Genomic DNA, 24,272 nt, shown 5'->3' on the forward strand with positions numbered 1-24,272 from the left:
GGGTTGACAGGCGACTTGAGCGCCCCTTTACCGCAACGTCCCGGGCGCGGCCGAAATTCCCGGGATTTGAGAAAAAACCCTGTCAAGCACTTTTTGAGAAAAAGTGAGCTGAATAGTTACGGTAAACTTTCATTTATTATACAGTTAGTGTTCGTCAGACCCTATCGGAAACCGCGAGGTTTTCAGGAACCCTCCGGCTTCACAAACCCTGCCAGCCCGGCCTCCTCCAGCAACCGCGCAAACCGGATCGTGGTCAGATCTGCCCCCGGCGCACCGATGACCTGCACATTGAATGGCAGGCCATCCCTGGTAAGGCCGATGGGTACCGACGTGGCCGGCAGCCCCAGCAGGGTGGCCAAGGCGATCCAGCAGAACTGGTCCATATAGGCCCGTGGCTGGCCGGCGACAGTGATGCGGCGCTTGAAAACCGGGTGTGAGTGATCGTGCCGGATGGCGGTGGTGGGCGTTATGGGTGTCAGCAGTACATCGACTTCCCGAAACAGGGATTCGATCTGCGCCCGCATTTTTTCCCTCCTTTCGCTCCAGGCCATCCACTGGTAAACGGGCTGATTCACACCTCGCCCGTACTCACCGATAAACGGGGTCATGGGTCCGAGAAACTTCAGCCAGGGTTCGAGCCGGGCGATCCATCTCATCTGCCGGCGCTGGGTGGGTTTCAGGGAGGTGCTGAGCAGGCTGCCCAGCAGGTTAAAGTATACGGGCAGGATATGCTCCAGGCTGAGCAGGGGATGGCGGGCGTCGGTCACCAGGGCGCCCCTGTCGGCCAGGGACTTGCCCAGGGTGCGATATCCCTCGGTGAGCTCATGCTCCACTGGGCACAGCGGGTCTTCCAGCCATAAGCCGACCCGGGCCTGATCGAGGGTCTGCAGTTCTGACGGCGCCATGCTCAGGGCCCAACTGCGCTTCTCTGAAGGTCGGGGCCCCGCAATGACCTTCAACAGCAGTTCGAGATCCCGGGCATTGCGGGCCATGGGGCCGGCCTCGGCCAGATCCGGTCGGGACTGGGTGCCGGGCGGGCCGGGAATGTGGCCCCGGAGGGAAACCAGCGAGCGCGTAGGCTTGTGGCCGAATACTCCGCAGAAATGCGCAGGGGTTCGAATGGAGCCCGCCAGGTCACTGCCCACTTCCAGGGGCGTCATGCCGGCCGCCAGTGCCGCAGCAGAACCCCCGGAGGACCCGCCGGGGGTGCGGGTGGGATTGTGGGGGTTATTGGTGACGCCAAACAGTTTGTTGTAGCTCTGCAGGTCGGTGGCATAGATCGGCACGTTGGTCTTGCCCAGAATGATCGCCCCGGCGTCCTTCAGGCGTTGCACCACATCAGCATGGGTTTCCGGCCGGTGGTTCCTGAGCGCCGGTGCACCCGCGGTACAGGTCATGCCTGCCACTTCCCAGGTATCTTTCAGGGTAAGTGGTAAGCCATGCAGCGGGCCTTTCATGGCAGAGGCTGCGCGTTGTCTGTCCGCTTCGCGGGCGCTGGCCAGTGCGTTTTGTTCATCCAGCGTCACAATCGCGTTGATGGCAGGGTTCTGGTCCCGGATTCTGCCCAGTAGGGCGGTAACCAGTGTTTCGCTGCTCAGGGTCCCGGCCTCCAGTCGTCCGAGAAGTTCACGGGCCGGCTGATAGTGCAATTGAAGGTGCGGTGCATCCATGGATCTTCCCATTATTGTGGATTTAATAGATAAATACCGGTTTGTTGTTCAGGGTAATTCATCACGCCAGTGTTTTACGTTCACCTGGCCCTTGATGGCATCAATGACGTCAATAATCAGGTTGATCAGAGCTTCGTTCTGAGTCTCGTCTTCCCGTACCTCATCGGGGTTCGGCAGAAAAACATTTACGATGTCCTCAATGAAGGCGTGGTTGGAAGCCGAGGCGAGGTCTTCCAGAATTTGATGGATGACATGGGCAACGATGTCCCCCACGGCCTCTTCAAGGGTTTCCTGGATGGTGGAGCCAACCACCGGAAGGTATTTCAGCCGTGACAACTCAAGGTTCTGTTTAAGAGCCTTATCGACCCTGTCTTCCAGGTAGCTTCTCAGAGCCCCGCGGTTGGGCACATACCCCTCCTGGGCCGCCTCGGCAACCCGCATGGAAATCCAGTCACACAGCATGTCTCGCCGGGGGTAGAGAATGTCCTGCTGGATTCTGTCGAACAATGGGGAACCCCGTTTGACCTCCTGCTGCACACCGCTGAGCACCTTGAGGACGATCCGGTCCGACAGTTCTTCCATAAGCGCTTCGTAATAGAAGTTAACGAACCGGTAGATTTTGGTGTTGGTCACATCAATGATCTTGTACTGATGCAGGCGGTAGACGATGGAAATCACCCTGAGAATACGGAGGAACCGCAAGCTGCCGACGGGGATGGAGCCGACCAGGTCATACCAGTGGATAAAGGGGTAAAAATACCAGCGGTCATAGACCCCGGCCTTGATCGCGTAGCCCCAGCGGACAAAAAATTCGGCCAGGAAGATGGCGACGAAGACCAGGTCGTAAAAAATGAATCGTTCGTGGATCGGCTGGTAGAGGGACTGGATGGCCGGTGCCTGCTCTTTCAGAAGATTCTGAATGGCGACAAAGCTGTAGATCGAATCCCAGATGATAAACGCCAGGTTGATCATCAGCAGGCCCAGCATCAGGAAATCGATGATGAACCAGATGAGCTGATGGCTGGATTTGAGGTTCTCCCGATTTATCTTCAGCATTCGCCAGGGTCCGGTTTGTAGCTAAGTAACTGACAGGTTAGCTTATTTCAGTGGCATAAACGATTCGCCCTGAAGTCGGCGCCCGGAGGCCGCTTGGCCAAAGGTGGATTAACTTGACCGTGCGCCATTAAACTTCCACGCTTGAACGGAAGTTCTTCTTGTTACCACCAACACTGAAATAGCCGGATGCTATCAATCTACCAAGCTGTGAATTCGGGCCGGGTCCGGCTTTTCGTGGCTCTGCTTTTTTGCATACCTGCGTGGGCGTCCGGGCAACAGGTGGACGTGCGGATGGAAGGAGATTACCCGGACCTCAGGAAAAATGCAGAGGCTTTTATCGGTGACGTGAAAGGCCGCAGTGCCGAAAACCTTCGCCGGTATGCTCCCACGGCGGTCAGTCAGGCGCGGCAGGCGTTGCGGGCCCTGGGCTATTACAGCCCGACGGTTGACTGGCAGTATAAGGAAGGTGACGCAGACACAGCCGTAAAGCTTGTATTGACCATTCGTCCCGGAGAGCCCGTTAGGGTGACCTCCCGGACGGTTGAAATCAGGGGCGCGGCGGCGTCTGATGAGCGGTTTGGTGCCGATCTCCCGGTTAACCCCGCAGAAGGCGATATTCTCAATCACGGCCAGTACGCAACCCTCCGGGATACCCTCCAGGCACGGGCCCGCCGCCGGGGGTATTTTGATGGCAGGTTTGTCACCCGCACCCTGGAAGTGGACCCGGCAACCCGGAGCGCCGCGATTACCCTGATTTATGACAGCGGCGAGCGGTACCGTCTCGGCGAGGTTACGTTTGAGGAAGACCACTGGTTTGAAACCGGTCTTCTGAGGCGGTTCGTCACCTTCGAGCCGGGTACCCCCTACCATTCCGACGAAATTGCCAGACTCAACAGCAACCTGCAGAACAGCGGCTACTTCAGTGGTGTGGATATTGACGCCTCTCCGGCCCGTGCCGAAAACGGTACCATTCCAGTGCGTGTTGCGCTCACCAGGCGGGAGGCTCGCTCGGTGGCGGCGGGTGTCGGTTTTTCGACCGATGTGGGCCCCCGTTTCCGGGGTACCTTGAGGGAGCACTGGGTCAATCCCATGGGCCACAAGCGCGGTGCCGAGACCGAGTTTTCCGTGCCGAGACAGAACCTGAGCACCTGGTATGAATTGCCGCTGGACCCGCCGATGACCGATCTGATCCGACTCACCGCTGGCTATCAGCGGGAGGATATCGAGAATGTCCAATCGGAACTTCTGACCCTGGGGCAGCAGTGGCAGCACCAGCTTGATAACGGCTGGTTGCAGGTGTTGTCTTTGCGCTGGGAGGGTGAGCGTTTCAACATCGGAAACGATGAGACGGGCACGAGCACGCTTCTTCTGCCGGGGGCCGGGTACTCCAGAATTCATACCGACTCGCCGCTGGATCCGTCCCGGGGATACCGGTTGCAGTTCGATGTCACGGGTTCCCACCGGGCAGCACTGTCCGATGTGGATATCCTGCACGTAAATACTCTGGCAAAGGGGTTGTATACCCTGGCGGACAAGCACAGATTCCTCGCCCGGTTTCAGGCAGGCCTGGTGGCTACCAGCCGGTTCGAGGATGTGCCGCCATCGTTGCGGTTCTTCGCGGGGGGGGACCAGAGTGTCCGTGGCTATGGCTATGAAACCCTGTCGCCGGAGAACGACAATGGAGTGCCGGTGGGCGGGCGTTACCTGCTGGTTGGCAGTGGCGAGTACCAGTACCAGTTTGCCGACAAGTGGCGCGCAGCCCTGTTTGTGGATCACGGTAACGCGATCAACAACTTAAGCGACCCACTGGCGACCGGCGCCGGTGCTGGCATTCGCTGGATCAGTCCGGTCGGGCCGCTGAGGCTGGATATTGCCAAGGGGCTGAACCCTGAGTTTGGCGGGGGCTGGCGCATTCACTTTTCCATGGGGCCCGAGCTGTGACGCAGACACCGGAGACATCGGATGGCAACAATCAGGCGCCGCAGGCCAGGCCCCGTCGCTTCCGGTCCTGGCTGCTTCCAGGGCTGGGCATCTTGCTGCTGGTGCCGGTGTTGCTGCTGGCGGCTGTCCTGTTTGCCCTGCGATCCGAGACGGGTACCGCCTGGGTGATTGACCAGATTCCGGGCTTGCAGGCCGAAAATGACCGCGGCTCGCTGTTCGGCCAATGGCAGGCCGACCACCTGGAATGGCGGGGTTATGGGGTTGAGCTGATTGTCGAGGGGCCGCTGGTGGGCTGGTCGCCCTCGTGCCTGCTCAGTAAGCAGTTGTGTCTGGAAACGCTGCAGGCGGAAAAGCTCGAGCTTAGCCAACTGCCTCCGGCCGAAAAATCCGGGACTGGTGGGGTAATAACCCTGCCTGGAGTTGATCTGCCTCTGGGCCTGAAAATCAGCAACGTAAGAATGGGTCCGTTGAACTTCAATGGCACCAGGATATGGGACCGGTTTGAACTGGATGCCGGTGGTTCCGGGGCCGACTGGAACATTGACCATGCCTGGTATCAGCTTGATGACTACACCGTTGCTGTGTCGGGCCGGATCGAAACCCGCAGGGAGTGGCCCGTCAACCTGCAGGTCACGGCAGATCTGCCCCCGCCCTACGGTGACGACTGGACCCTGGATGCCACGCTTTCGGGCAGCGTCCGGGATTTGACAGTCACGGGCAGCAGTCGTGGTTATCTGGCTGCCAAACTGTCGGGCAAAGTCGAGCCACTCGATCCGGCGCTGCCAGTGCGGCTCAGGGTGACTTCGAAGCAGTTCCTGGCGGTTGAGGCGCTGCCCGCGACCCTCACCCTCAAGGACTGGTTTGTCGAAGCCAATGGCAGTCTGCAGAAAGGCTTCCGTACCCGCGGGCAGGCCAGACTGCCAGGTACAACCGGACCGGTTCAGCTTTCTCTGGAAGGCCTGGTGACTGCTCAGGGTGCAAGGAATATCCGTATTGAGCTGGCCACTGACCGGGAGGCCGGGACAGGTCAGGATACCGCAGTGGCGACAGGCACTGTGGGCTGGCGCGAGGGCCTGGCTGCCAATGCGGATTTACGATTGCGCGGGTTTCCCTGGTATACCCTGGTTCCCGGCCTTGAACCACCAGCGGTTTTGCTTCGCTCGCTGGATGGCTCGGCGTCCTGGCGCGAGGGAAGCTACCACGCGGAACTGACCGCAGGTGTGGATGGCCCTCAGGGCAGCGCCGAAATATCGACGACCGTAGACGGCGACAGGCAGCAAACCACACTGACCGATCTGATGGTCAGCACCGGCGCAGGCTCCCTGACCGGCAATGGGTCGGTGAATTTTTCCGGGCCCCTTGCCTGGCAGGCGGCGCTTCGGCTTCAGGGGTTCAATCCGGGGTACTGGGTGCCGGTTCTCGAAGCCAGTCTCAGCGGTGATGTAACAACCGAAGGGCAGCTCCGGGACGGTTCGATTCCCGCCATGAATGCGGGCTGGAATCTGGAAGGTGACTGGCGCTCCCACCCGGCTGTCCTGGCAGGCCGCCTCGATACCTCCTCGGGAAGCTGGGAGTTGTCGGGTCTGGAACTGTCAGTGGGGGATAACCAGTTGGAAGGGAGTGGAACCTGGGGCAACAACATCCGCGGTGACCTGGCCCTGAGCATGCCAGAGCCCGAAGCATTGCTGTCCGGCCTGGCGGGTCGTCTGGAGGCAAAGCTAAAGGCAGAAGGTACGCTGGAAGACCCGACCGGCGAGCTGACGGCAAATGTCCGTGATCTGCGCTGGCGGAATGAATTCTCTGTGGAAAACCTGAATCTGGAGGCGCGCCTGGAATCTGGCCTTCGCCTCATGAGCCAGTTAGAGGCGGGCAACATCCACGCGTTCGGGCAGGAACTGGAAGCGCTTGTCCTGGACGCGAGTGGCACACAGCAACAGCACAGGCTGACCATCGGCGCCAGCCACACCGAGGCAAATCTGGAGCTCGGATTTGAGGGTGGCGCCGGGGCGGATTGGAGGACCTGGCAGGGGGCGCTGTCCACGGGTGTTATCGCCCTTCCGGGGCAATCCCAGCGCTGGCAACTGGAGTCGCCGGCGGCCCTGGACTACAGCACAGGAGGAGAGCTTGCCTTTGGCAATCACTGCTGGCGCTGGCAGCAGAGCGCGGTCTGTGCTGACGATCAGACACTGCTTCCCGTGCCCCGTCTTGGCTATCGTATAGACCGGTTCCCGGCGCAGGCGCTGGCGCCCCTGCTGCCGGAGACCCTGCGCTGGAATGCCCGGATAAACGGCGAAGTCAATTTTACGACCACCGGTGCCGGGCCTGATGGGCGGATCTTCCTTGATGCCGGAGACGGCGAGTTTCAGTTGCTGGTGGATGGTGAATGGGCGTCCCTTTCCTATGATGCGCTGACAACTGAAGTTGGTCTCAAGCCCGGGCAGGCCAGTCTGGCGGCCCGTCTCTCCGGCCCGAAGCTGGGTGACGTTGCCCTTGACATGGGGCTGGATCCAGACTCGGAAGATCGTATTGTTGACGGAACCTTCCAGCTCGACGGACTCGATATTGCCCTCGCCGGTCTGCTCTCCGGACTCCAGGACGTTGCCGGCCGGGTGGATGGGAGAGGCCGTATCTCCGGTCCCCTGATGGGACCCGCTGTAAACGGGGCGCTGAACCTGACCAACGGCAGGGTGTCGGATCCCCGGCTACCCGTGCCAATGGAAGAGGTGGTTGCCAGCCTTGAGTTTGCGGGCTATTCCGCCAGGCTCAGCGGCCGGATTCAAAGTAATTCCAGAAGCCGGACGATCATCGATGGTGAGTTCGACTGGCAGCAGGCACCCCGGGGTGAAATCAACATTTCCGGCAGCCGTTTGCCGTTTAACCTGGAGCCCTATGCCCAACTGGAGGTGGAGCCTGACCTCACTCTTGAGTTCCGGGAGGGATCCCTTCAGGTATCCGGAGCCATTGGGGTTCCGAGAGGTGCTATTGAAATCAAGGGGTTGCCGGAGCAGGCGGTTTCGGTGTCGGAGGATGAAGTCATTGTGGGTGTTGAACGGGAGGAGCCCGTTGTTCGCTCCCTGAACATGGATGTCAAGGTTGTGGTGGGCGAAGACAAGGTCACCTTCGCGGCATTCGGGGTAACCGGTGATCTTCAGGGGACTCTGCGGATCGGTAATGACATGGACACACGCGGGACACTTCAGTTGGTTAATGGCCAGTACCAAGCATACGGCCAGGAGCTTGAGCTGAGGCGGGCCCGGCTGCTGTTTGTCGGTAATCTGACCCAGCCTTACCTGGACATTGAAGCCGTACGTACCGTTGATACGGTTGTTGCCGGTATTCGCCTGAGCGGCCCCGTGCAGTCGCCTGAAACGGAAGTCTTCTCCAATCCCGATATGCCGCAGACAGACGCGCTGTCCTATGTCATCCTGGGCAGGGCACCCCAGAGCCGGGGCGATGAGGGGCAGATGAGCCGGGCGGCGCTGTCGCTGGGCCTGACCCAGGCGAACAAGGTTACAGGGCGGATTGGTGAGGAATTTGGCATTCGGCAACTGACGCTCGAGGCAGCGGGTTCGGGTGAGCAGACATCGGTGGTGGCCAGTGGCTATCTGACCGACGAACTGAGTGTCCGCTATGGTGTGGGGATTTTCGAGCCAATCACGACCATCGCGCTGCGGTATAACCTTGGCAAGAATATTTACATGGAAGCCGCCAGTGGCCTGGCGGCTTCTCTGGATATCTTCTATACCCGGGATTTCTGAGCTCAGTCCAGCTCGAAAGTGGCGCTGACCGAAGCCCGGATTTCCCGTTCACCCACGCTGGATACGGTATCGGACATTGCCTTGGCTTCCGCCATCATCATTGGCGCGGGGCGGTGGCCGCCATTGACGTTGATGGTCACGACATCCCCGCAGGCCTGGTCCAGCTGGCCTGCCACGAAACTGCAGCGGGCTTTGGCGTCGGCAATGGCCCTGGCCAGTGCCTCCTGTTCCAGGCCCGTTTCATCCGAGTGGAAAAACTGGTGGGGTCCCAGGCTATAGTCCAGTCCCAGAGCCTGGGCCTGCTGCAACAAAGGGTTAAGCAGCGTCAGGTCATTGATGCTGAAGCTGATGGTCTGGGAGGCCACGGCCTGCTTTTGCGGTTCTTCGCCCCGTACTTCGGGGGGCAGGGTGCGGGTATAAAGGTTGACGGTGGAGTCGGAATATTCCCCGAGCCGGTCCCGATAGCGGCTGATGCCCTCTCGCCATTGAGTCACCAGAGCCGCTACCTGTTCCGTGGCCTTCTGCGCAAGTGCATGTTCGGCGCTGGCGGTAAACTGAAGCCGTGCACTGTCCGGCTCGTAGCGAACACTGCCCTCGCCGGAAAGGGTGACTTCCCCCGCCAGGGTCAGAGCCGGCACCATCAGTGCCAGGGTAAGAAGAAAACGGGACGCTTGGTTCTGTTCGGCCATGGAAGCTCCTCCTGTGCATGCCGCATTGATATCACGCCTCGCCGGTATCCGGTTCCAGGCGTGCCAGTTTGAACCGGCGGGCGGCGTCCACAAAATTGCGGAAGATGCGCCTGTGCCCGCTGTGGTAAAGCAAATACTCCGGGTGCCACTGAATGCCCATCAGCCACTGGCCGCGGGTATTTTCAATGGCCTGAACAAACAGATCGTTGTCGACGGCGGTAACGCGCAGGTTGCACCCCAGGCGCTTAATGGCCTGGCTGTGAATCCGGTTGGCACCGATCACCGGGGAATCCATCATCCGCCGCAGCCGGCTGGGTTCCACCAGGCGAACCGTCTGTAGTGGTAACAACAGCGGGCGATGCCGTGTGTTCACTCGCAGAGGTGTCACGTTCTGGCACAGGGACCCGTTGTGGAAAACGTTGATGAACTGGGCGCCGCGGCAGATACCGAGCACAGGTATGCCAATTTCTTCCGCCTGCTCCAGCAGCGCCTGGTCGGTGGTATCCCGCTTGCGATCATAGCGCGCGGTTACCTGCGGCTCCTGGCCATAGCGCTCCGGATGAACATGGGTGCCGCCGGAGAGCACCAGCCCGTCCAGGAGCGAGACATCCACCCGGGAGCCTGGACGAATGTAGTAGGTCCGGGCCCCGTGCAGTCTCAGGCCGAGGCTGATCAGCCGGTGTGCCAGGCTCTTTCTTGCGGGGCCGCTGATGCCGATGGTCAGCCCCGGTATTTCCGGTTCCCTGCCGGGGTTGTCAGGCGGCCCAGACATAGCCCTTCCTGGCCAGCCAGTTTCCGGTGGTTTCCTGCCAGCTGTGGGTCAGATTATGCAGGTTGAGTTTACCGCTTTCACGGAACAGCGCGCGCATCTCCGACAGATCGTCCGGATTACTGGCTAATTGCTCGAGCACCACCCAGTCATTCCAGACGGATGAGAAATGCCAGTCCGGGTTGTTGATATCGCAATCCGGCAGCCGGTAATGCAGGGTTGGCCGGCTTTTGATTCTCGGGTCCCGGACGTGGTGATCCAGCCGTTCATGATCGAGATGGGCAAACAGGGGCAGGAGGTCCAGGGCCCTGTTCCGGGTTGGATTGAACTCCAGGTAATCCTCCATCAGCTGCGGCAGTTCCGGCTGGTAGTCGTCTGCCATGAGCCTTTCGGTATACCGGCTGTGCCAGGGTTCGATATAGGTCGTGAACTTGCGGCTGACATCCAGCTGGTGCCTGGCCTTGAGCCAGTCGTACAGCAGGGTGAAGGCCTGGAAATAACGCACCAGCGTTGCCGGCCTTAGGTCCGGCAATTCGGGATTGAGCTGGAGGCCGAAGGCGAAGTAGATCGCTTCACGGCTGCCAAGGGCGCCGGCCTCCCGGAGATTATCAATCAGGGATTCGATTGCTTCCAGGCGGGTAAATGGTAACGGTGGGCTGACGATTTCCAGCGGCACGATCCTTTCCGCAGCAGCGTCGATCACATCCATGGCCTGGCCGCCCAATTCGCGGATCGAACGGGGAAGCCGCTCATCGGCCAGGTCAAGATCCTTGATGGGGGCGGAATCCAGTTCAATCGTAAATTCACCCAGCTCTGTCTTCAGCGATGTGACGTACCGTGACCGGAGGACCGGTACTCCTCCCAGAAGCCTTGCCGCAAGAGTGACCAGTTGGTCGTAGCCCAGACCGGACATTTCAATTTCAACGCCAACCCTGCGCTCCTTTCCATCTGCGGTTTTCAGAACGTCGGGCATCCTGCAGGCCTTGGTCCGTGTCATGGTGCTCCCTGGTAGGTAGTGAGTCATGGTCTCACCATATCACACCGGTGCTGATCGTCATCTTTAAGCACTGGCAACAAAATCAGGGTGCTGGCTTTACACTGGATAAAACACTGTATATAGTCGAATGACTGTATATAAAAACAGGCTGGCCGGCGCCCCTCGGGGTTTCCGTTTCAGAACGGACATACCGGCCCTGATCAAGCGGAGTCGCTCAATGAAGCTTACAGCAAGGCAATCCCAGGTACTGGACATCATCCGCCGATACGTTGATGAGACCGGCTATCCGCCCACCCGGGCCGAAATCGCAGCCGAGCTGGGTTTTCGTTCCGCAAATGCCGCCGAAGAGCACCTGCGGGCACTTGCTCGCAAGGGCGCCATAGAAATGGTGCCCGGCGCCAGCCGGGGCATCCGTCTGCCCGAGGCAGAAGAGGATCTGGGGTTGCCGGTGATTGGCCAGGTGGCCGCTGGTAGTCCGATACTGGCGCAGGAGCACGTTGAGGATCACTGCGCTCTTCGGCCGGAGTTCTTTTCACCCCCGGCTGATTACCTGCTTCGGGTTAGAGGCATGAGCATGAAGGACATCGGTATTCTGGACGGCGATCTGCTGGCGGTTCACAGTACCCGGGATGTCCATAACGGCCAGGTGGTGGTTGCCCGGGTGGGTGATGAGGTCACGGTCAAGCGTTTTCGCAAGGAAGGCTCGAAAGTCTACCTGATCGCAGAGAATGACGAGTTCGCGCCCATTGAAGTGGACCTGAAAAAGCAGGAACTGTTCATTGAAGGTCTGGGTGTGGGGGTTATCCGCCGCTCTGATCTTCACTGATCAGGCCGGATAACCACGGATTTATTGAGAAGCGGGTGACATATGGAACAACTGAGCTTTAACCAGAATCCGGCATACCAACACAACGCTCTGCCCTGTTCAGTGCCGGCAACTGTCGCCCGCGAGCGACGTTCCGGCGTTCGCGCCAAACGCGCCCCGGAGGCCATGGAAGCGCCTGCTACCGGAAATGTGACTGAAATCATCCTGCCGCAGGGGCAGGTGGAAAACTTCCAGTTGCTGCTGCCTATGCTGACCCAACTGAACCAGGAGAACCGCTGGCTGGCGTGGATTGATCCACCTCAGGCACTGGTCAGCAAATGGCAGAAAATGCACGGGATTGTTGCCGGCGAGCTGCTGGTGCTCCGCTCAACCCCGGATTACCCTGCGCAGGAACTGGCTGAGCGCGCCCTGAGCGCAGGTACCTGCCATGCGGTTGTCATGTGGACCCGGAAACTGGGCCGTGCTGCCTACGATTCCCTGCAAAAGGCGTCTGCACAGGGTAACAGCCACGGTGTGGTGTTAAGGCAGCGTTAATCGCTCAGTGCAGGGTGTAGGAGGGTCGGGGGTCCGGGGTGTCCGGTTCGTCGTCTTCCCAGTCGATATCCTGTGCAATGTTGCCGACAGCTTCAATGCCCGCGGCGATCATTGCCTTGGCAACGGACAGGTCGCGGTCTTCCATCATTTCCCGCGCTTCTTCCGAGAACGAGATCTTTACCAGCGGTACGCTGTCATCGTCGATGCGGCGCAGGGCATAGTCGCCATTGGTCAATTGTACGATTTCAAAAAACGATGGTGACATTCAGTAAACCTTTCAGTTGTTGAGATCCGGATAATGGCCAGGCTTCTGCGCTTACCACTCGCTATGCTGTTCTTCCAGATCGTCGGCAAAGTGTTTGAGGGCATTGAGTGTTTTCAGCAGCGCCGGGACAGACCGGTCCGGGCCTGAGTCGGCCGATACCGCAATGATATTTTCCGTACTGACTGTTTTTCGGGTTGCCGGCGGCCGGCCCTGGGCCATTTCCAGCTGATCCAGATGGTTCCACCAGCTTCCGGCGCTGCGCTCAATCTCCCGCAGCCGGTTTACTTCGTTGGACTCCTCTCCGATTGCCTTGGCCAGCTCGTCCAGTGTTGAAGGCTCTGCAGACTTTTTCTGGTACAGCCGGGCAATCATTACCAGCAGCAGGCCTCTGGATCTCAAGAGCAACTCCGTGGCCCCCTGTATCGCCGCTTCGCGACGTAACGCCTGTTCTGCTTCGTTGGGTGCGGGCTCATTGTTCGGAGCCATTGCGCGGTCAAGTTGACCGAGCAATGTCCGGGCAAGGAACAGTTTCTGCGAAACCAGTGAATGCCATTGTGAGGCCATGAAATACCTGCAATCCCAGTAGCTGGGCCTAACCCTGGAAAATTAATCTTCCACCTTACCATTTCTGGCAGAAAATTTCTGCAGCTGTCTTTCGAAAAATGGTGGCGCAAAAGGCAGCAGAGAGGATTTGCAATATTCAGTTGTTACCGTGAGCCGGTATTCTGGACTACCATAGAAACAACATACGACCTCACGGCGGAGCGGTACTGCACCGACGGCCTGGCGGGACCTTGATTTGAAAGGAGAGTTCAATGGCAGACCCTCAGGCTCAACTGGAACACCTTGACCGGCTGATGGCAGGTCTTGGTCGCGCGCTGGCGGACAGGGATTGGGACGCCATGGCACAGTTGAATAACAAGGTTCGGCCGGTGGTTGAGCCTCTGATGGCTGCCCTGGAGACTGGAGAGCTCCAGCCGGAGCCGGTGCGGCTCCGGCTGGAGCAGCTGCAGCAGTTTATTGACGCTGCGGATGAATTCGCCCGCATTGCCCGCAAGGAAGCGGAAGCGGGTCTCAAAGGTGTCAACCGGAACCGCAGCGCAGCCAGGGCCTATCGAAATATTTCCTCAAATCCGTCAAAATAGCGTCATAAAATTGACTCAGTCGTTCTTACAGTCTTAAATACCGCACAAATCCCTCAAGAGATTCTGTTGAATGTCTAAAAATAACAAAGTGCTGGTGCTGAGCGAGGATGATTCAAGATTGCGGGACATGGTCACCATTCTTGAGTTTATTGGTGAGGAGCAGGTCCTTGCCGGCGAGGAGGCAAAGGCGCTTTTAAGAAGTGGCGACGAGCAGAGCCTGTCGGATATTTCCACGGCGGTGGTGAACGGCGAAGATGCCGGCGCCGCCGACAACATCACAGCTCTGTGCAAGGCGGTTAAGGGGGTTCCTCTGCTCTTGCTCGGTCATCCGGAGCTCAGAGGTGTGGCCGATGATGACAGCGCCCGTATTATTGCCCGCATAGAATGGCCGCTGAACTACACCAAGTTCGTGGATTCGCTTTACCGTGCGCAGGTCTACCGGGATCAGTTCAGCCGCTCCCGGGAGCGCGGTCAGCAGCGAGGCCTGCAGCTTTTCCGAAGCCTTGTGGGCACCAGTCGCAAGGTTCAGCATGTACGGCAACTGATGGAGCAGGTGGCCGATAAGGATGTGAGTGTCCTGATTACCGGTGAATCTGGTACCGGCAAGGAAGTGGTGGCCCGCAACCTTCATTATCATTCTTCCCGCCGTGACAAACCGTTCGTACCGGTTAACTGTGGCGCCATTCCGGCCGAGTTGCTGGAAAGTGAATTATTCGGCCATGAGAAAGGCGCTTTCACCGGGGCGATTACCGCGCGGGTGGGGCGTTTTGAGCTGGCAGAGGGCGGCACCCTGTTTTTGGATGAAATCGGGGATATGCCGCTCAATATGCAGGTGAAAATTCTGCGGGTTCTGCAGGAGCGCACGTTCGAGCGGGTAGGCAGCAATCGCACTCAGTCGGCGGATGTCCGGGTCATTGCCGCCACCCACAAGCATCTGGAAGACATGATCGAATCCGGCGATTTCCGGGAAGATCTGTATTACCGGCTGAACGTGTTTCCAATCGAAATGCCGTCGTTGCGTGAACGGGTAGAGGACATCCCGCTGTTGATTAACGAGCTGATCTCCCGGATGGAGAAGGAGAAACGCGGATCCCTGCGGATGAATTCGGCAGCGATCATGAGTCTCTGTCGCCATGACTGGCCCGGCAATGTGCGTGAGCTCGCTAACCTGGTCGAGCGCCTGTCGATTATGCACCCCTACGGTGTGATTGGTGTCCAGGAGCTGCCCAAGAAATTCCGCTATGTCGACGATTACGACGAAAACCGGCCGGTGGAGGACACGGGAATGCCCTCCGGTGTTCCCGGGCTGGTGGGGCTGGACGCCCCGGCGTTACTGCCGGTGAACGGAATCGACCTGAAGGACTACCTTTCCAACCTTGAGAGGCAATTGATCCAGCAGGCGCTTGATGAGGCGGGCGGAGTGGTCGCACGGGCCGCTGAGAAGCTCCGGATCCGTCGTACCACTCTGGTGGAGAAAGTGCGCAAGTACGGGCTTCGGGAGGAAGAGTCCGAAGAGTCCTGAAACTTTTTTTGGGGTGACCGCGTTTCCGGGATTGGCGCCAAAGGTTCGTAACCTGAGGCGCCGTTCTCGTTTCTGGCCGACGTAAAATTGGCATCCCCTTTTCAGGTGATTCTCTTTCTATCTGAAATATATAAAAAAAATTAAGTTGGCACAGTGCTGGCTTAATAGCCTGCAAACGAAGCATCCGACCACTAGGGCCCAGGCGGATGGGCTGATCGGGGAGTCAGGTTATGAGTCAGGCACAGTTTGTTATTCAGTCCCAAGCGGGCGCAAAGGCCAACGCGGCGGCGGACGTTAACGACAAGGTTACAGCGTTGTTTCCGCAGCAGGGCCATGAGGCGGTGGATTCCGCTCTGGAACTGTTTAACCGGATGTCACGCCAGATCACCGACTCCTACCGCACTCTGGAGTCCCGGGTTAACCAGTTGTCCGGTGAGCTGACCCAGGAATCGCTGCAGCGCCAGCAGGAGCTGGAGGAAAAGGAGCAGCTTGCAGACCGGCTAGCGACCCTGCTCAATGCGCTGCCCGCTGGTGTGGTTGTGCTCGACAGTCAGGGCGTGGTGACCCAGGCCAATCCCGCTGCCATCGCCTTGCTGGGAGAGCCCCTGGGCGGTGCTCGCTGGGTTGACGTGATCCGGCGCTGCTTTGCGCCGCGCCGGGATGACGGTCACGAGGTGTCGCTGAAGGATGGCCGCCGGGTCAGCATCGAAATCCGGACCATGGAAAACCAGCCCGGGCAACTGATTCTGCTCACCGACCTGACTGAAACCCGCCATTTGCAGGCACAGCTGGCCCACGCCCAGCGACTGTCTGCCATGGGCAGGATGGTGGCCTCGCTTGCTCACCAGATTCGCACGCCATTGTCAGCCGCCATCCTTTACGGTGGCCATCTCGGCCAGGAAGACCTGGATGAAGAGATGCGCCAGCGTTGTGCGTCCCGTTTAATGTCCCGCCTGACTCATCTTGAGCAACAGGTGCGGGATATGCTGATTTTCGCCCGTGGTGAAACCCGGCTGGCCGAGGAGCTCTCTGCCGGCAAACTGGTTTCGGCATTGGCCTCAGCGGTCGAAGGGATAAGGCCGGTTCCCGGTGCGGAGGTGACCCTCCAGCCTGAGGTTTCAGATGAGTGCCGACTGATGTGTAACCGCGACGCTTTGGTTGGCGCCTGCACCAATCTTGTCAATAACAGTCTTGAAGCCGGCGCCAGCCGCGTTGCTGTGCAGGTAGCGGAGGAAGCCGGAGAACTGGTGATCCGGGTTCGGGATAACGGTCCGGGTTTTCGGTCCGCTGAAGCAAACCGGCTGACAGAGGCCTTCTACACCACTAAACCCCATGGCACCGGTCTCGGGCTTGCGGTAGTGCAGGCAGTTATCAAGGCTCATCAGGGGCGGTTTTCTCTTGAATCGCCGGAGCAGGGCGGTGCTGTCGCCACTCTGCACTTACCGCAACTGCATAGCAAATACTGACCGGAGGCAACCATGGCCAAGGCCCAGATTCTGATTGTTGAGGATGACCATGACCTGCGGGAAGCACTGGTCACCACGCTTGAGCTGGCGAAGTTCCGCGTCCGGGAAGCGTCGAGCGCCAGTGAGGCACTGGAGCGGCTGGCGGAGTCCCCGGTCGATATGGTGGTCAGTGACGTCAACATGCCGGGTTTGTCCGGGCATCAGCTGCTGGCTGAGGTGCTGCGTCTGTATCCCGGTTTGCCGATGATGCTGATCACCGCCTATGGCCAGATCAGCGATGCGGTGTCTGCCATGCAGGCGGGCGCCACTGATTATCTGGTCAAACCGTTCGAGCCGCAGTTCCTGGTGGATGCGGTCACCAAGGTTGTAGGCGGCGGACGCCAGAAATCCGGCGATGAGCCGGTGGCGGAAGACCCGATCAGCAAGCGCATGTTCCAGCTCGCCACGAAAGTGGCCGGCAGTGATTCCACGGTGATGATCTCCGGCGAAAGCGGAACCGGTAAGGAAGTGCTTGCCCGCTTTATCCACCAACAGTCCCCCAGGGCCGACCAGTCATTTGTGGCCATCAATTGCGCGGCGATTCCCGAGAATATGCTGGAAGCGATTCTGTTTGGCCACGAGAAGGGCGCCTTTACCGGAGCGGTGGCTTCTTCACCGGGCAAGTTTGAGCAGGCCAACGGCGGCACACTTCTTCTGGATGAAATCTCGGAAATGGATCTGGGGCTTCAGTCCAAACTGCTGCGCGTGTTGCAGGAGCGGGAAGTGGAGCGTGTGGGCGGTCGCAAGACCATCAGCCTGGATGTGCGGGTGGTGGCTACAACCAACCGGGATCTGGCAGATTGTGTTCGCGAAGGCAGGTTTCGGGAAGACCTTTACTACCGGCTGACGGTCTTCCCCATGCATTGGCAGCCCCTGCGGGAGCGGCCATTGGACATCATGCCACTGGCCGCGTCGCTACTGAAAAAGCATTGCCGGAAGATGAAGCTTGCCGGGATCACCTTTGCACCGGATGCAAGGAACGCTCTGGTGAATCATCGGTGGCCCGGGAATGTCCGGGAGCTGGATAATGCCATTCAGCGTGCCCTGGTGTTGCATCAGGGCAACGTGATTCACGCCGGTGATCTGTGTCTGGAGCTTGGTATTACCGGCCGGCCGGATATGCACAGCGCAGCACCGGTTGACACCTCCCAATCCCGGCCGGTGGAGGAGGCTGCCAGTCATTGCGTGGCTGCAGCAGCGCAGCCGCGGCATGATGAAGCCTCTGAGGCAGCGGGGTCTCTGGGCGATGATCTGCGACAGCAGGAATTCCGTATTATCATCCAGACTCTCCGGAAAGAGCATGGGCGACGCAACCGGGCCGCGGAGCAACTGGGGATCAGCCCCAGAACACTCCGGTACAAACTGGCCCAGATGCGTGATGCCGGGATTGATCTGGATGCCGAGATGGCCATGGCCTGACCCACTGCAAAACTAACCCCTTCACTGGCACCCCCTTGGGTGCCGTTTTTTTATCCTTTGTGCCATGGGTCCAGGTAACGCGCGGTGTCGTCAAAAGTCCGTCATTGATCCCCCTGTCACCCAGGGAATATATCGTAACTGTATGACGTAAAATAATAAATTTCAGTTGGCGTGCGTATTGCTTAAATCAGAGCAACAGAGTCCCGAGAGCAATTCCGTCCGTGGCAGGACGGAGCCAGGAGAGAGTGATGGTTCAGCGCGCCGACATCAACAGCGTTTTGTCCGATATCCGGTCCCTGCGTTCGCAAATGATGCAGAACCAGCGAGTCGAGCAGGATCAATCGGTTCGCGGCCGCGTCGACGGCCCCCGCCAGGTTCAGGAAACCCAGGAAACTCCCAGCTTCAGCGATATGCTGGGCAAGGCAGTGAACAACGTGAATGAACTCCAGCAAACCGCGGGTAGTCTTCGCACTGCTTACGATATGGGTGACCCGAATGTGGACATAACCCGTGTTATGATTGCCGCCCAGAAATCCTCTGTCTCCTTCGAAGCACTGACCCAGGTACGCAATCGGGTGGTCCGGGCCTACGAAGACATTATGAACATGCCGATCTGATAACGGAGCAGAGTCATGGCCAGCGTACCCGCAGAAACCAATGCCTCCAATGTTCCGGCAGCCCGGGACGGCGATGCGCCGGAGAGCCGGAGTGATCTGCTCCTCGGGTTCAACCGGCTGAACCTGCTGCGCCAGATTGGCCTGATGGTTGGTCTTGCTGCCAGCGTGGCACTGGGGCTGGCCGTGGTGCTCTGGGCTCAGGAGCCAAATTACCAGCCCGTGGTGGGGGATCTGTCCTCCTACAACCCGCAGGACGTTACCTCTATCCTTGAAAGCAATGGCATCGAATACAAAATGGACCCGCGGACCGGCGCTTTGCTGGTACCGTCGGACCAGGTCTACAACGCGCGGCTGAAGCTGGCGGCCGAGGGTGTGACCGACCGAAAAACCATGGGCTACGAGTTGCTTGATCAGGAGCGTGGCCTGGGCACCTCCCAGTTCATGGAAACCATCAGCTACCGCAGGGGTCTCGAGGGTGAGCTGGCGCGCACCATTGCCAGCATGCGAGGTGTGCGCAATGCCCGGGTTCACCTGGCCATCCCCGAGCGTTCGGTTTTCGTCCGTGATGCACGAGAACCCTCTGCCTCGGTGTTTCTCGAAGTGGTCGCCGGTCGCCGGCCGGAGCAGGAGCAGATCAGCGCGATCATGAATCTGGTTGCTGGCAGCATTCCTATGATGAGCAAGGAACACGTGACTGTCGTGGATCAGAACGGCAACCTGCTCACCGGCAAGAAAAGCCACCAGACTGATGCTGACAAGATGGCAGAACAGTATGACTACACCTCCAGGGTTGAAGAACGGCTGACGCGCAGTGTCGCCTCGCTGATCTCACCGATTGTCGGCGATGGCCGGTATCGGGCAGAGGTTTCCGCGGATCTTGATTTCTCTTCTGTAGAGCAGGCTGAAGAACTTTTCAATCCGGAGCAGCAAGTCGTACGGAGTGAACGGGAGCTTACCGAGCAGCGCGCAGCCGGGGCCTCGGGCGGGGTTCCGGGTGCGCTGGCCAACCAGCCTCCGGCAGATGTGACGGTGCCAGAGCAGGTGGTCGCTGGAAATGGCGAAGGCGCTGCGCCCCCACCGGTGAATGTTCGCCGCGAGTCGACCCGGAATTATGAAATGGACCGCACGGTCAGCTATATGCGCCAGGAGCTCGGCCGGATTAAACGAATTACCGTAGCGCTGGCCGTGGACGACATGAGAGTAGTCGATCCCCAGACCGGTGAGGTCAGCTATGAGCCCTGGCCTGAGCAGGAGTTGCAGCGCCTGAGCATGCTGGTGCGGGATGCGGTTGGCTATTCAGCGGCAAGGGGCGACAGTGTTACCGTAATGAATACCGCATTCGCGCCGGAAGAGGCCGTAGAATTCGTCGAAGCCCCGGGATTCTGGGAGCAGCCCTGGTTCTGGGATCTGATGAAACAGGTGCTGGCCGGGCTGGTTATTCTGGTTCTGGTGCTCGGCCTGCTGCGCCCGACCCTCAAGAGCCTGTCTGGCGGTGGCCAGCGGGGGCGGGGCATGGAGTCCGGTGACGGCGGCTATGGTGGCCTGGACCGGATTGAAGGTGGCGATGAGCTGCGCCGGGCCATGTCCTCACAGGATGACCTGCTTTTGCCGGGCGCAACCGACAGTTATGATAGGCAACTGAATGCACTTAAGGGCCTGATCGCGGAAGACCCGGCAAGGGTCGCGCAGGTAATGCGCCAGTGGGTGAACGTCGATGACTGAGCAAGCCAATCAGCAGGGTGCGAGCGCACCGCAGAAACCCCAGCGGAAGATTCCTAGGGTTGAGCAGGCGGCCATTTTGCTGATGTCCCTGGGCGAGACCGATGCCGCTGAGGTTCTGAAGCATATGGGTCCCAAAGAGGTGCAGCGTGTCGGCGTTGCCATGGCCCAGATGAAAGACGTCAGCAAGGACGACGTGACCTTTGTACTGAATCAGTTTGTCGATGCGGTGGGCGGCCAGACCGGTCTGGGCGTGGGCAATGACGATTACATCCGGGCGATGCTGACCCAGGCTCTGGGTGACGATAAGGCCGCCAGCCTGATTGACCGCATCCTGATCGGCGGCAACACCACCGGGCTGGATACCCTCAAATGGATGGAGCCGCGGGCCGTGGGTGACATCATTCGTTACGAGCACCCCCAGATCCAGGCCATTGTTATCTCCTATCTGGATCCCGATCAGGCAGCGGAAATTCTTGGTACCCTTGATGAAAAAGTCCGCCTTGACGTAATGATGCGAGTGGCGTCGCTGGAGAGCATCCAGCCCCAGGCGTTGCAGGAACTGAACGATATTCTGGAGAAGCAGTTCTCCGGTGGCGCGGCCTCGCAGACCAGCCGGATCGGTGGCGTCAAACGGGCGGCGGATATCATGAACTTCATGGACCGGAGCATCGAAGGCAACCTGATGGACTCCATCAAGGACATGGATCCGGACCTTGCCAGCACCATCGAAGATCTTATGTTCGTGTTCGACAACCTCAAGGAGGTCGATGATCGCGGTATCCAGGCGCTGCTGCGGGAAGTGTCTTCGGAGGTTCTGGTGGTTGCGCTCAAGGGTGCCGACGACCAGGTGCAGGAAAAGATCTTCAAGAACATGTCCAAGCGTGCTGCGGAGCTGCTTCAGGATGATCTGGAGGCCAAGGGGCCGGTCAAGGTCAGCGACGTTGAATCCGCGCAGAAAGACATCATTACCATCGCACGCCGCATGGCGGAGGCCGGTGAAATCTCCCTCGGTGGCGCTGGCGAAGAAATGATGTGATGAAAGATTCCACCCGTGACCTCAACCGGATTCCGAAAGAGCAGCTGACAGCCTATGAGCGCTGGGAGCTGCCCTTGCTGGATGCAGGTGGCAACGAAGTGGCCAGGGAAGAGGAGAGGGACGTCAAACCCCTGACGGCGGCCGACATTGACGAGATCCGCCAGGCCGCGCGGGAAGATGGCTATAACGAAGGCCGGGAGCAGGGCTATCAGGCCGGGCTCACGGAAGGACGCAAAGAGGGTCGCCAGGAAGGCACGGAAACCGGGCTGGCAGAAGGTCGGGAGCAGGGCAGGCGCCAGGGCTACGACGATACCCGCAAGGAAATTGATACCAAACTCGACCGGCTTGAGCACCTGCTGGGCGAGCTGTTGCTGCCCATCCGGCGCCACGAAGACGAGCTGGAAACCGTTCTGGTTAATCTCACCACGGTGCTGGCGCGGGCGGTAGTCTACCGGGAGCTTACCATCGATTCCTCCCAGATTCGGCATGTGGTTCGCCGGGCACTGGATGCCCTTCCTTCCACGGCAGAAAACATCCGCATCCATATTCATCCGGAAGATTGCGAAATGGTCCGGGAAGTTACTGCACGCCTCGAAACATCCGCCTCGGTGATTGAAGATGACAACATCCTGCCCGGTGGCTGCAGGGTGGAGACTCGCCATAGCCTGGTTGATTTCACCGTGGAGAAGCGATTCCAGCGAGCCGTTCAGAGCATGCTGGACCAACAGAAGAGCGAGAGCGAAAGCGGAGAAACCGAAGAACTGGATTCGCTGATGGAGGATCTGACCGGTTTCCATCGCGATGTCCTGGATTCGCGGGAGCCGGAGGACTCCGGGGAAGGCCCGAAGCCGGCGCAGAATGAAGATGAAGACGATGACCTCGAACCTCGCTGACCGCCTGAGCCGCTTCAGGGGCTTTCTGGGCAATGAGCCCGAACCCGAGTTATCCGGGCGGCTGACCCGGATGGTCGGCCTGACCCTCGAATGCGTTGGCTGTCCCATGGTGGTGGGTGACCGATGTGTGATTTTTGGCCAGGGTACTGGCAATGTTGAAGCCGAAGTTGTGGGGTTTGAGGACGACCGGGTTTACCTGATGCCCCTGACCGCGATTGAGGGCCTCAGGCCGGGAGCAAGGGTGGTGCCCCTGTCGGCGGCAAGCCGCGTACCGGTGGGCCCGCAACTGCTGGGCCGGGTGGTCGATGGCAGCGGTGAGCCCCTTGACGGAAAGGGGCCCTTACAGGCGGAAGCGCGGGTACCCCTGGCTGGCGATATTATCAACCCCCTGAACCGTGCGCCGGTGCGCCAGTCCATGGATGTCGGTATTCGCGCCGTCAATGCCTTGCTGACCGTTGGCCAGGGGCAGCGTTTGGGCCTGTTTGCCGGCAGTGGCGTGGGCAAGAGTATGCTGCTGGGCATGATGACCCGGTTTACCGATGCCGACATCACGGTGGTCGGCCTGATTGGCGAGCGGGGTCGTGAGGTCAAGGAGTTCATTGAGGACATCCTTGGCGAGGAAGGGCTTTTGCGCTCGGTGGTGGTGGCCTCGCCGGCGGACGATTCGCCGCTGATGCGCCTGCGCGCGGCCATGCTGACCACGCGGATTGCCGAGTATTACCGGGATCAGGGCAAACGAGTGCTTCTTTTGATGGATTCCCTGACCCGGTACGCCCAGGCGCAGCGGGAAATCGCGCTGGCCGTTGGTGAGCCCCCTGCGACCAAGGGTTACCCGCCATCCGTGTTTGCCAAATTACCGCAGCTCGTGGAACGAACCGGTAATGGCCGCCCCGGTGGTGGGTCCATCACCGCGTTCTATACCGTACTGACCGAAGGCGACGACCAGCAGGACCCGATCGCCGATGCCGCCCGTGCAATTCTCGATGGCCATATTGTGCTGTCCCGCCGGCTGGCGGAAGAGGGCCATTACCCGGCAATCGATGTGGAAGCCTCGATCAGCCGGGTGATGCCCCAGGTCACAGACACCGAGCATTTTGCCCGGGCCCAGCGCTTCAAACAGGTGTATTCCCGCTATCAGCAGGCCAGGGACCTTATATCCGTTGGTGCCTACGTCAAAGGTTCCGATCCGGAAACCGATTTTGCCATTACCCACATCGGCAATATGCGACAGTTTCTGCAGCAGGGGCTGAACGAGAGCGCACCGCTGAAAGACAGTATCGAACAGTTGCTGGCGGTTGTGCCGGAGCGCCGGTCACCTGAGCGGCGCAAATCTGCCGTACCGAATCCCGCCAGCGGTGCAGGTGACGGCTGATGCTGAGGTCACAGCGGCTGGCAGTGGTTCTTTCCCTCGAGGCGCGCAAAGAGCAGGAGGCGCTGGAGCGGATGGGTGAAGCCCGCAAGCTGGTTGACCAGCAGCGCGAACGGGTGGAAAACCTGAACCGCTACCAGCAGGAGTATCGCCAGCAGATCAGGAACAGCCAGCAAGGGGTGGTGCAGGTGGCTCGCCTGCAGGCCTGGCAGGCCTTCATTGCGCAACTTGACCAGGTGATCCGGCAGCAGCAGGTGCAGTTGGATCAAGCGGAGAAAGTGTTTGAAGTGCGCAGGCAGGAATGGCGGCAAGCCTGGGAACGGCGCCGGGGCATGGAAAAATACATCGACACCTGCCGACAACAGGAACGCGCAGAACAGGACCTTCGTGACCAGAAGCTCTCGGATGAGGCGGCAGGCCGGGCCTTTAGCCGGCGGCAGCGCTGAATTTTGTCCTGCATCAAGCAAATGCGGATGCAATTTCAGGTTACTCAGCTATCCTTAATCGAGGAAGATCCGGTGGGTAGGGCCGGTTAAATG

21 protein-coding genes are annotated in these 24,272 nt (G+C 59.5%); 14 read left to right on the plus strand and 7 right to left on the minus strand.

What is annotated here, in order from left to right; translation table 11 throughout:
- Positions 1-182 precede the first annotated feature (182 nt).
- Positions 183-1,670 (minus strand): amidase, encoded by a 1,488-nt coding sequence (locus QPL96_RS17210; RefSeq protein ID WP_303288548.1) that lies wholly within the window; start codon positions 1,668-1,670, stop codon positions 183-185.
- 48 nt (positions 1,671-1,718) lie between these two features.
- Positions 1,719-2,726, minus strand: coding sequence for a hypothetical protein (locus tag QPL96_RS17215; protein ID WP_303288549.1), 1,008 nt, complete (start codon positions 2,724-2,726; stop codon positions 1,719-1,721).
- A 291-nt stretch (positions 2,727-3,017) separates the two neighbouring features.
- Between QPL96_RS17215 and QPL96_RS17220 the strand changes: the two genes are divergently transcribed.
- Both QPL96_RS17220 and QPL96_RS17225 read left to right on the plus strand, forming a co-directional pair.
- Complete coding sequence (locus QPL96_RS17220; RefSeq protein WP_303288550.1) at positions 3,018-4,667, plus strand: autotransporter assembly complex family protein; 1,650 nt, start codon at positions 3,018-3,020, stop codon at positions 4,665-4,667.
- Positions 4,664-8,425 carry a translocation/assembly module TamB domain-containing protein gene (locus tag QPL96_RS17225; protein ID WP_303288551.1) on the plus strand — a complete coding sequence of 1,254 codons (3,762 nt, stop codon included), beginning with the start codon at positions 4,664-4,666 and terminating at the stop codon, positions 8,423-8,425. The genes QPL96_RS17220 and QPL96_RS17225 overlap by 4 nt, the downstream gene beginning before the upstream one ends.
- Before the next feature lie 2 nt (positions 8,426-8,427).
- Here the strand turns inward: QPL96_RS17225 and QPL96_RS17230 are convergent, their stop codons facing one another.
- The 3 genes from QPL96_RS17230 to QPL96_RS17240 are packed head-to-tail and all read right to left on the minus strand — an operon-like array spanning position 8,428 to position 10,880.
- On the minus strand, positions 8,428-9,114 hold the full coding sequence (locus tag QPL96_RS17230; protein ID WP_303288552.1) for an SIMPL domain-containing protein: 687 nt from the start codon (positions 9,112-9,114) through the stop codon (positions 8,428-8,430).
- A gap of 31 nt (positions 9,115-9,145) precedes the next feature.
- Entirely contained in the window at positions 9,146-9,886 is a 741-nt protein-coding gene (locus QPL96_RS17235; RefSeq protein WP_303288553.1) for a gamma-glutamyl-gamma-aminobutyrate hydrolase family protein, read from the minus strand.
- On the minus strand, positions 9,870-10,880 hold the full coding sequence (locus QPL96_RS17240; RefSeq protein WP_303288554.1) for an amidoligase family protein: 1,011 nt from the start codon (positions 10,878-10,880) through the stop codon (positions 9,870-9,872). Before QPL96_RS17240 ends, QPL96_RS17235 begins: the two co-directional genes overlap by 17 nt.
- A gap of 217 nt (positions 10,881-11,097) precedes the next feature.
- Here QPL96_RS17240 and lexA point away from each other — a divergent pair, with 217 nt between their 5' ends.
- Positions 11,098-11,706 carry a transcriptional repressor LexA gene (gene lexA / locus QPL96_RS17245; RefSeq protein ID WP_303288555.1) on the plus strand — a complete coding sequence of 203 codons (609 nt, stop codon included), beginning with the start codon at positions 11,098-11,100 and terminating at the stop codon, positions 11,704-11,706.
- A gap of 42 nt (positions 11,707-11,748) precedes the next feature.
- Positions 11,749-12,240 (plus strand): cell division inhibitor SulA, encoded by a 492-nt coding sequence (locus QPL96_RS17250; protein ID WP_303288556.1) that lies wholly within the window; start codon positions 11,749-11,751, stop codon positions 12,238-12,240.
- 4 nt (positions 12,241-12,244) lie between these two features.
- Here QPL96_RS17250 and QPL96_RS17255 read toward each other — a convergent pair whose 3' ends face one another.
- Positions 12,245-12,505: a hypothetical protein gene (locus QPL96_RS17255; RefSeq protein ID WP_303288557.1), complete on the minus strand. Its 261-nt coding sequence runs from the start codon at positions 12,503-12,505 to the stop codon at positions 12,245-12,247.
- 51 nt (positions 12,506-12,556) lie between these two features.
- On the minus strand, positions 12,557-13,069 hold the full coding sequence (locus tag QPL96_RS17260) for a DUF6586 family protein (protein ID WP_303288558.1): 513 nt from the start codon (positions 13,067-13,069) through the stop codon (positions 12,557-12,559).
- A gap of 251 nt (positions 13,070-13,320) precedes the next feature.
- Between QPL96_RS17260 and QPL96_RS17265 the strand changes: the two genes are divergently transcribed.
- From QPL96_RS17265 to fliJ, 10 genes are all read left to right on the plus strand, one after another.
- Entirely contained in the window at positions 13,321-13,650 is a 330-nt protein-coding gene (locus QPL96_RS17265; protein ID WP_303288559.1) for an SOS cell division inhibitor, read from the plus strand.
- Between the two features lie 70 nt (positions 13,651-13,720).
- Positions 13,721-15,172, plus strand: coding sequence for a sigma-54 dependent transcriptional regulator (locus tag QPL96_RS17270; protein WP_303288560.1), 1,452 nt, complete (start codon positions 13,721-13,723; stop codon positions 15,170-15,172).
- 230 nt (positions 15,173-15,402) lie between these two features.
- Positions 15,403-16,638 carry a PAS domain-containing sensor histidine kinase gene (locus QPL96_RS17275; RefSeq protein WP_303288561.1) on the plus strand — a complete coding sequence of 412 codons (1,236 nt, stop codon included), beginning with the start codon at positions 15,403-15,405 and terminating at the stop codon, positions 16,636-16,638.
- Positions 16,639-16,650: 12 nt separating this feature from the next.
- A complete protein-coding gene (locus QPL96_RS17280) occupies positions 16,651-18,096 on the plus strand; it encodes a sigma-54 dependent transcriptional regulator (protein ID WP_303288562.1) in 1,446 nt (481 codons plus the stop codon).
- 248 nt (positions 18,097-18,344) lie between these two features.
- The gene (fliE, locus tag QPL96_RS17285) at positions 18,345-18,713 is read left to right on the plus strand and encodes a flagellar hook-basal body complex protein FliE (protein WP_303288563.1); all 369 of its coding nucleotides are present in this window, start codon (positions 18,345-18,347) and stop codon (positions 18,711-18,713) included.
- A gap of 15 nt (positions 18,714-18,728) precedes the next feature.
- Complete coding sequence (gene fliF / locus QPL96_RS17290) at positions 18,729-20,435, plus strand: flagellar basal-body MS-ring/collar protein FliF (RefSeq protein ID WP_303288564.1); 1,707 nt, start codon at positions 18,729-18,731, stop codon at positions 20,433-20,435.
- Entirely contained in the window at positions 20,428-21,471 is a 1,044-nt protein-coding gene (gene fliG / locus QPL96_RS17295; protein ID WP_303288565.1) for a flagellar motor switch protein FliG, read from the plus strand. Before fliF ends, fliG begins: the two co-directional genes overlap by 8 nt.
- Positions 21,471-22,364, plus strand: coding sequence for a flagellar assembly protein FliH (locus QPL96_RS17300; protein WP_303288566.1), 894 nt, complete (start codon positions 21,471-21,473; stop codon positions 22,362-22,364). Before fliG ends, QPL96_RS17300 begins: the two co-directional genes overlap by 1 nt.
- A complete protein-coding gene (gene fliI / locus QPL96_RS17305) occupies positions 22,336-23,736 on the plus strand; it encodes a flagellar protein export ATPase FliI (RefSeq protein ID WP_303288567.1) in 1,401 nt (466 codons plus the stop codon). The genes QPL96_RS17300 and fliI overlap by 29 nt, the downstream gene beginning before the upstream one ends.
- Positions 23,736-24,179 (plus strand): flagellar export protein FliJ, encoded by a 444-nt coding sequence (fliJ, locus tag QPL96_RS17310; RefSeq protein WP_303288568.1) that lies wholly within the window; start codon positions 23,736-23,738, stop codon positions 24,177-24,179. The genes fliI and fliJ overlap by 1 nt, the downstream gene beginning before the upstream one ends.
- Positions 24,180-24,272 lie beyond the last annotated feature (93 nt).

The sequence above is a fragment of the Marinobacter sp. SS8-8 genome (assembly GCF_030540945.1).
Taxonomy (GTDB): domain Bacteria; phylum Pseudomonadota; class Gammaproteobacteria; order Pseudomonadales; family Oleiphilaceae; genus Marinobacter.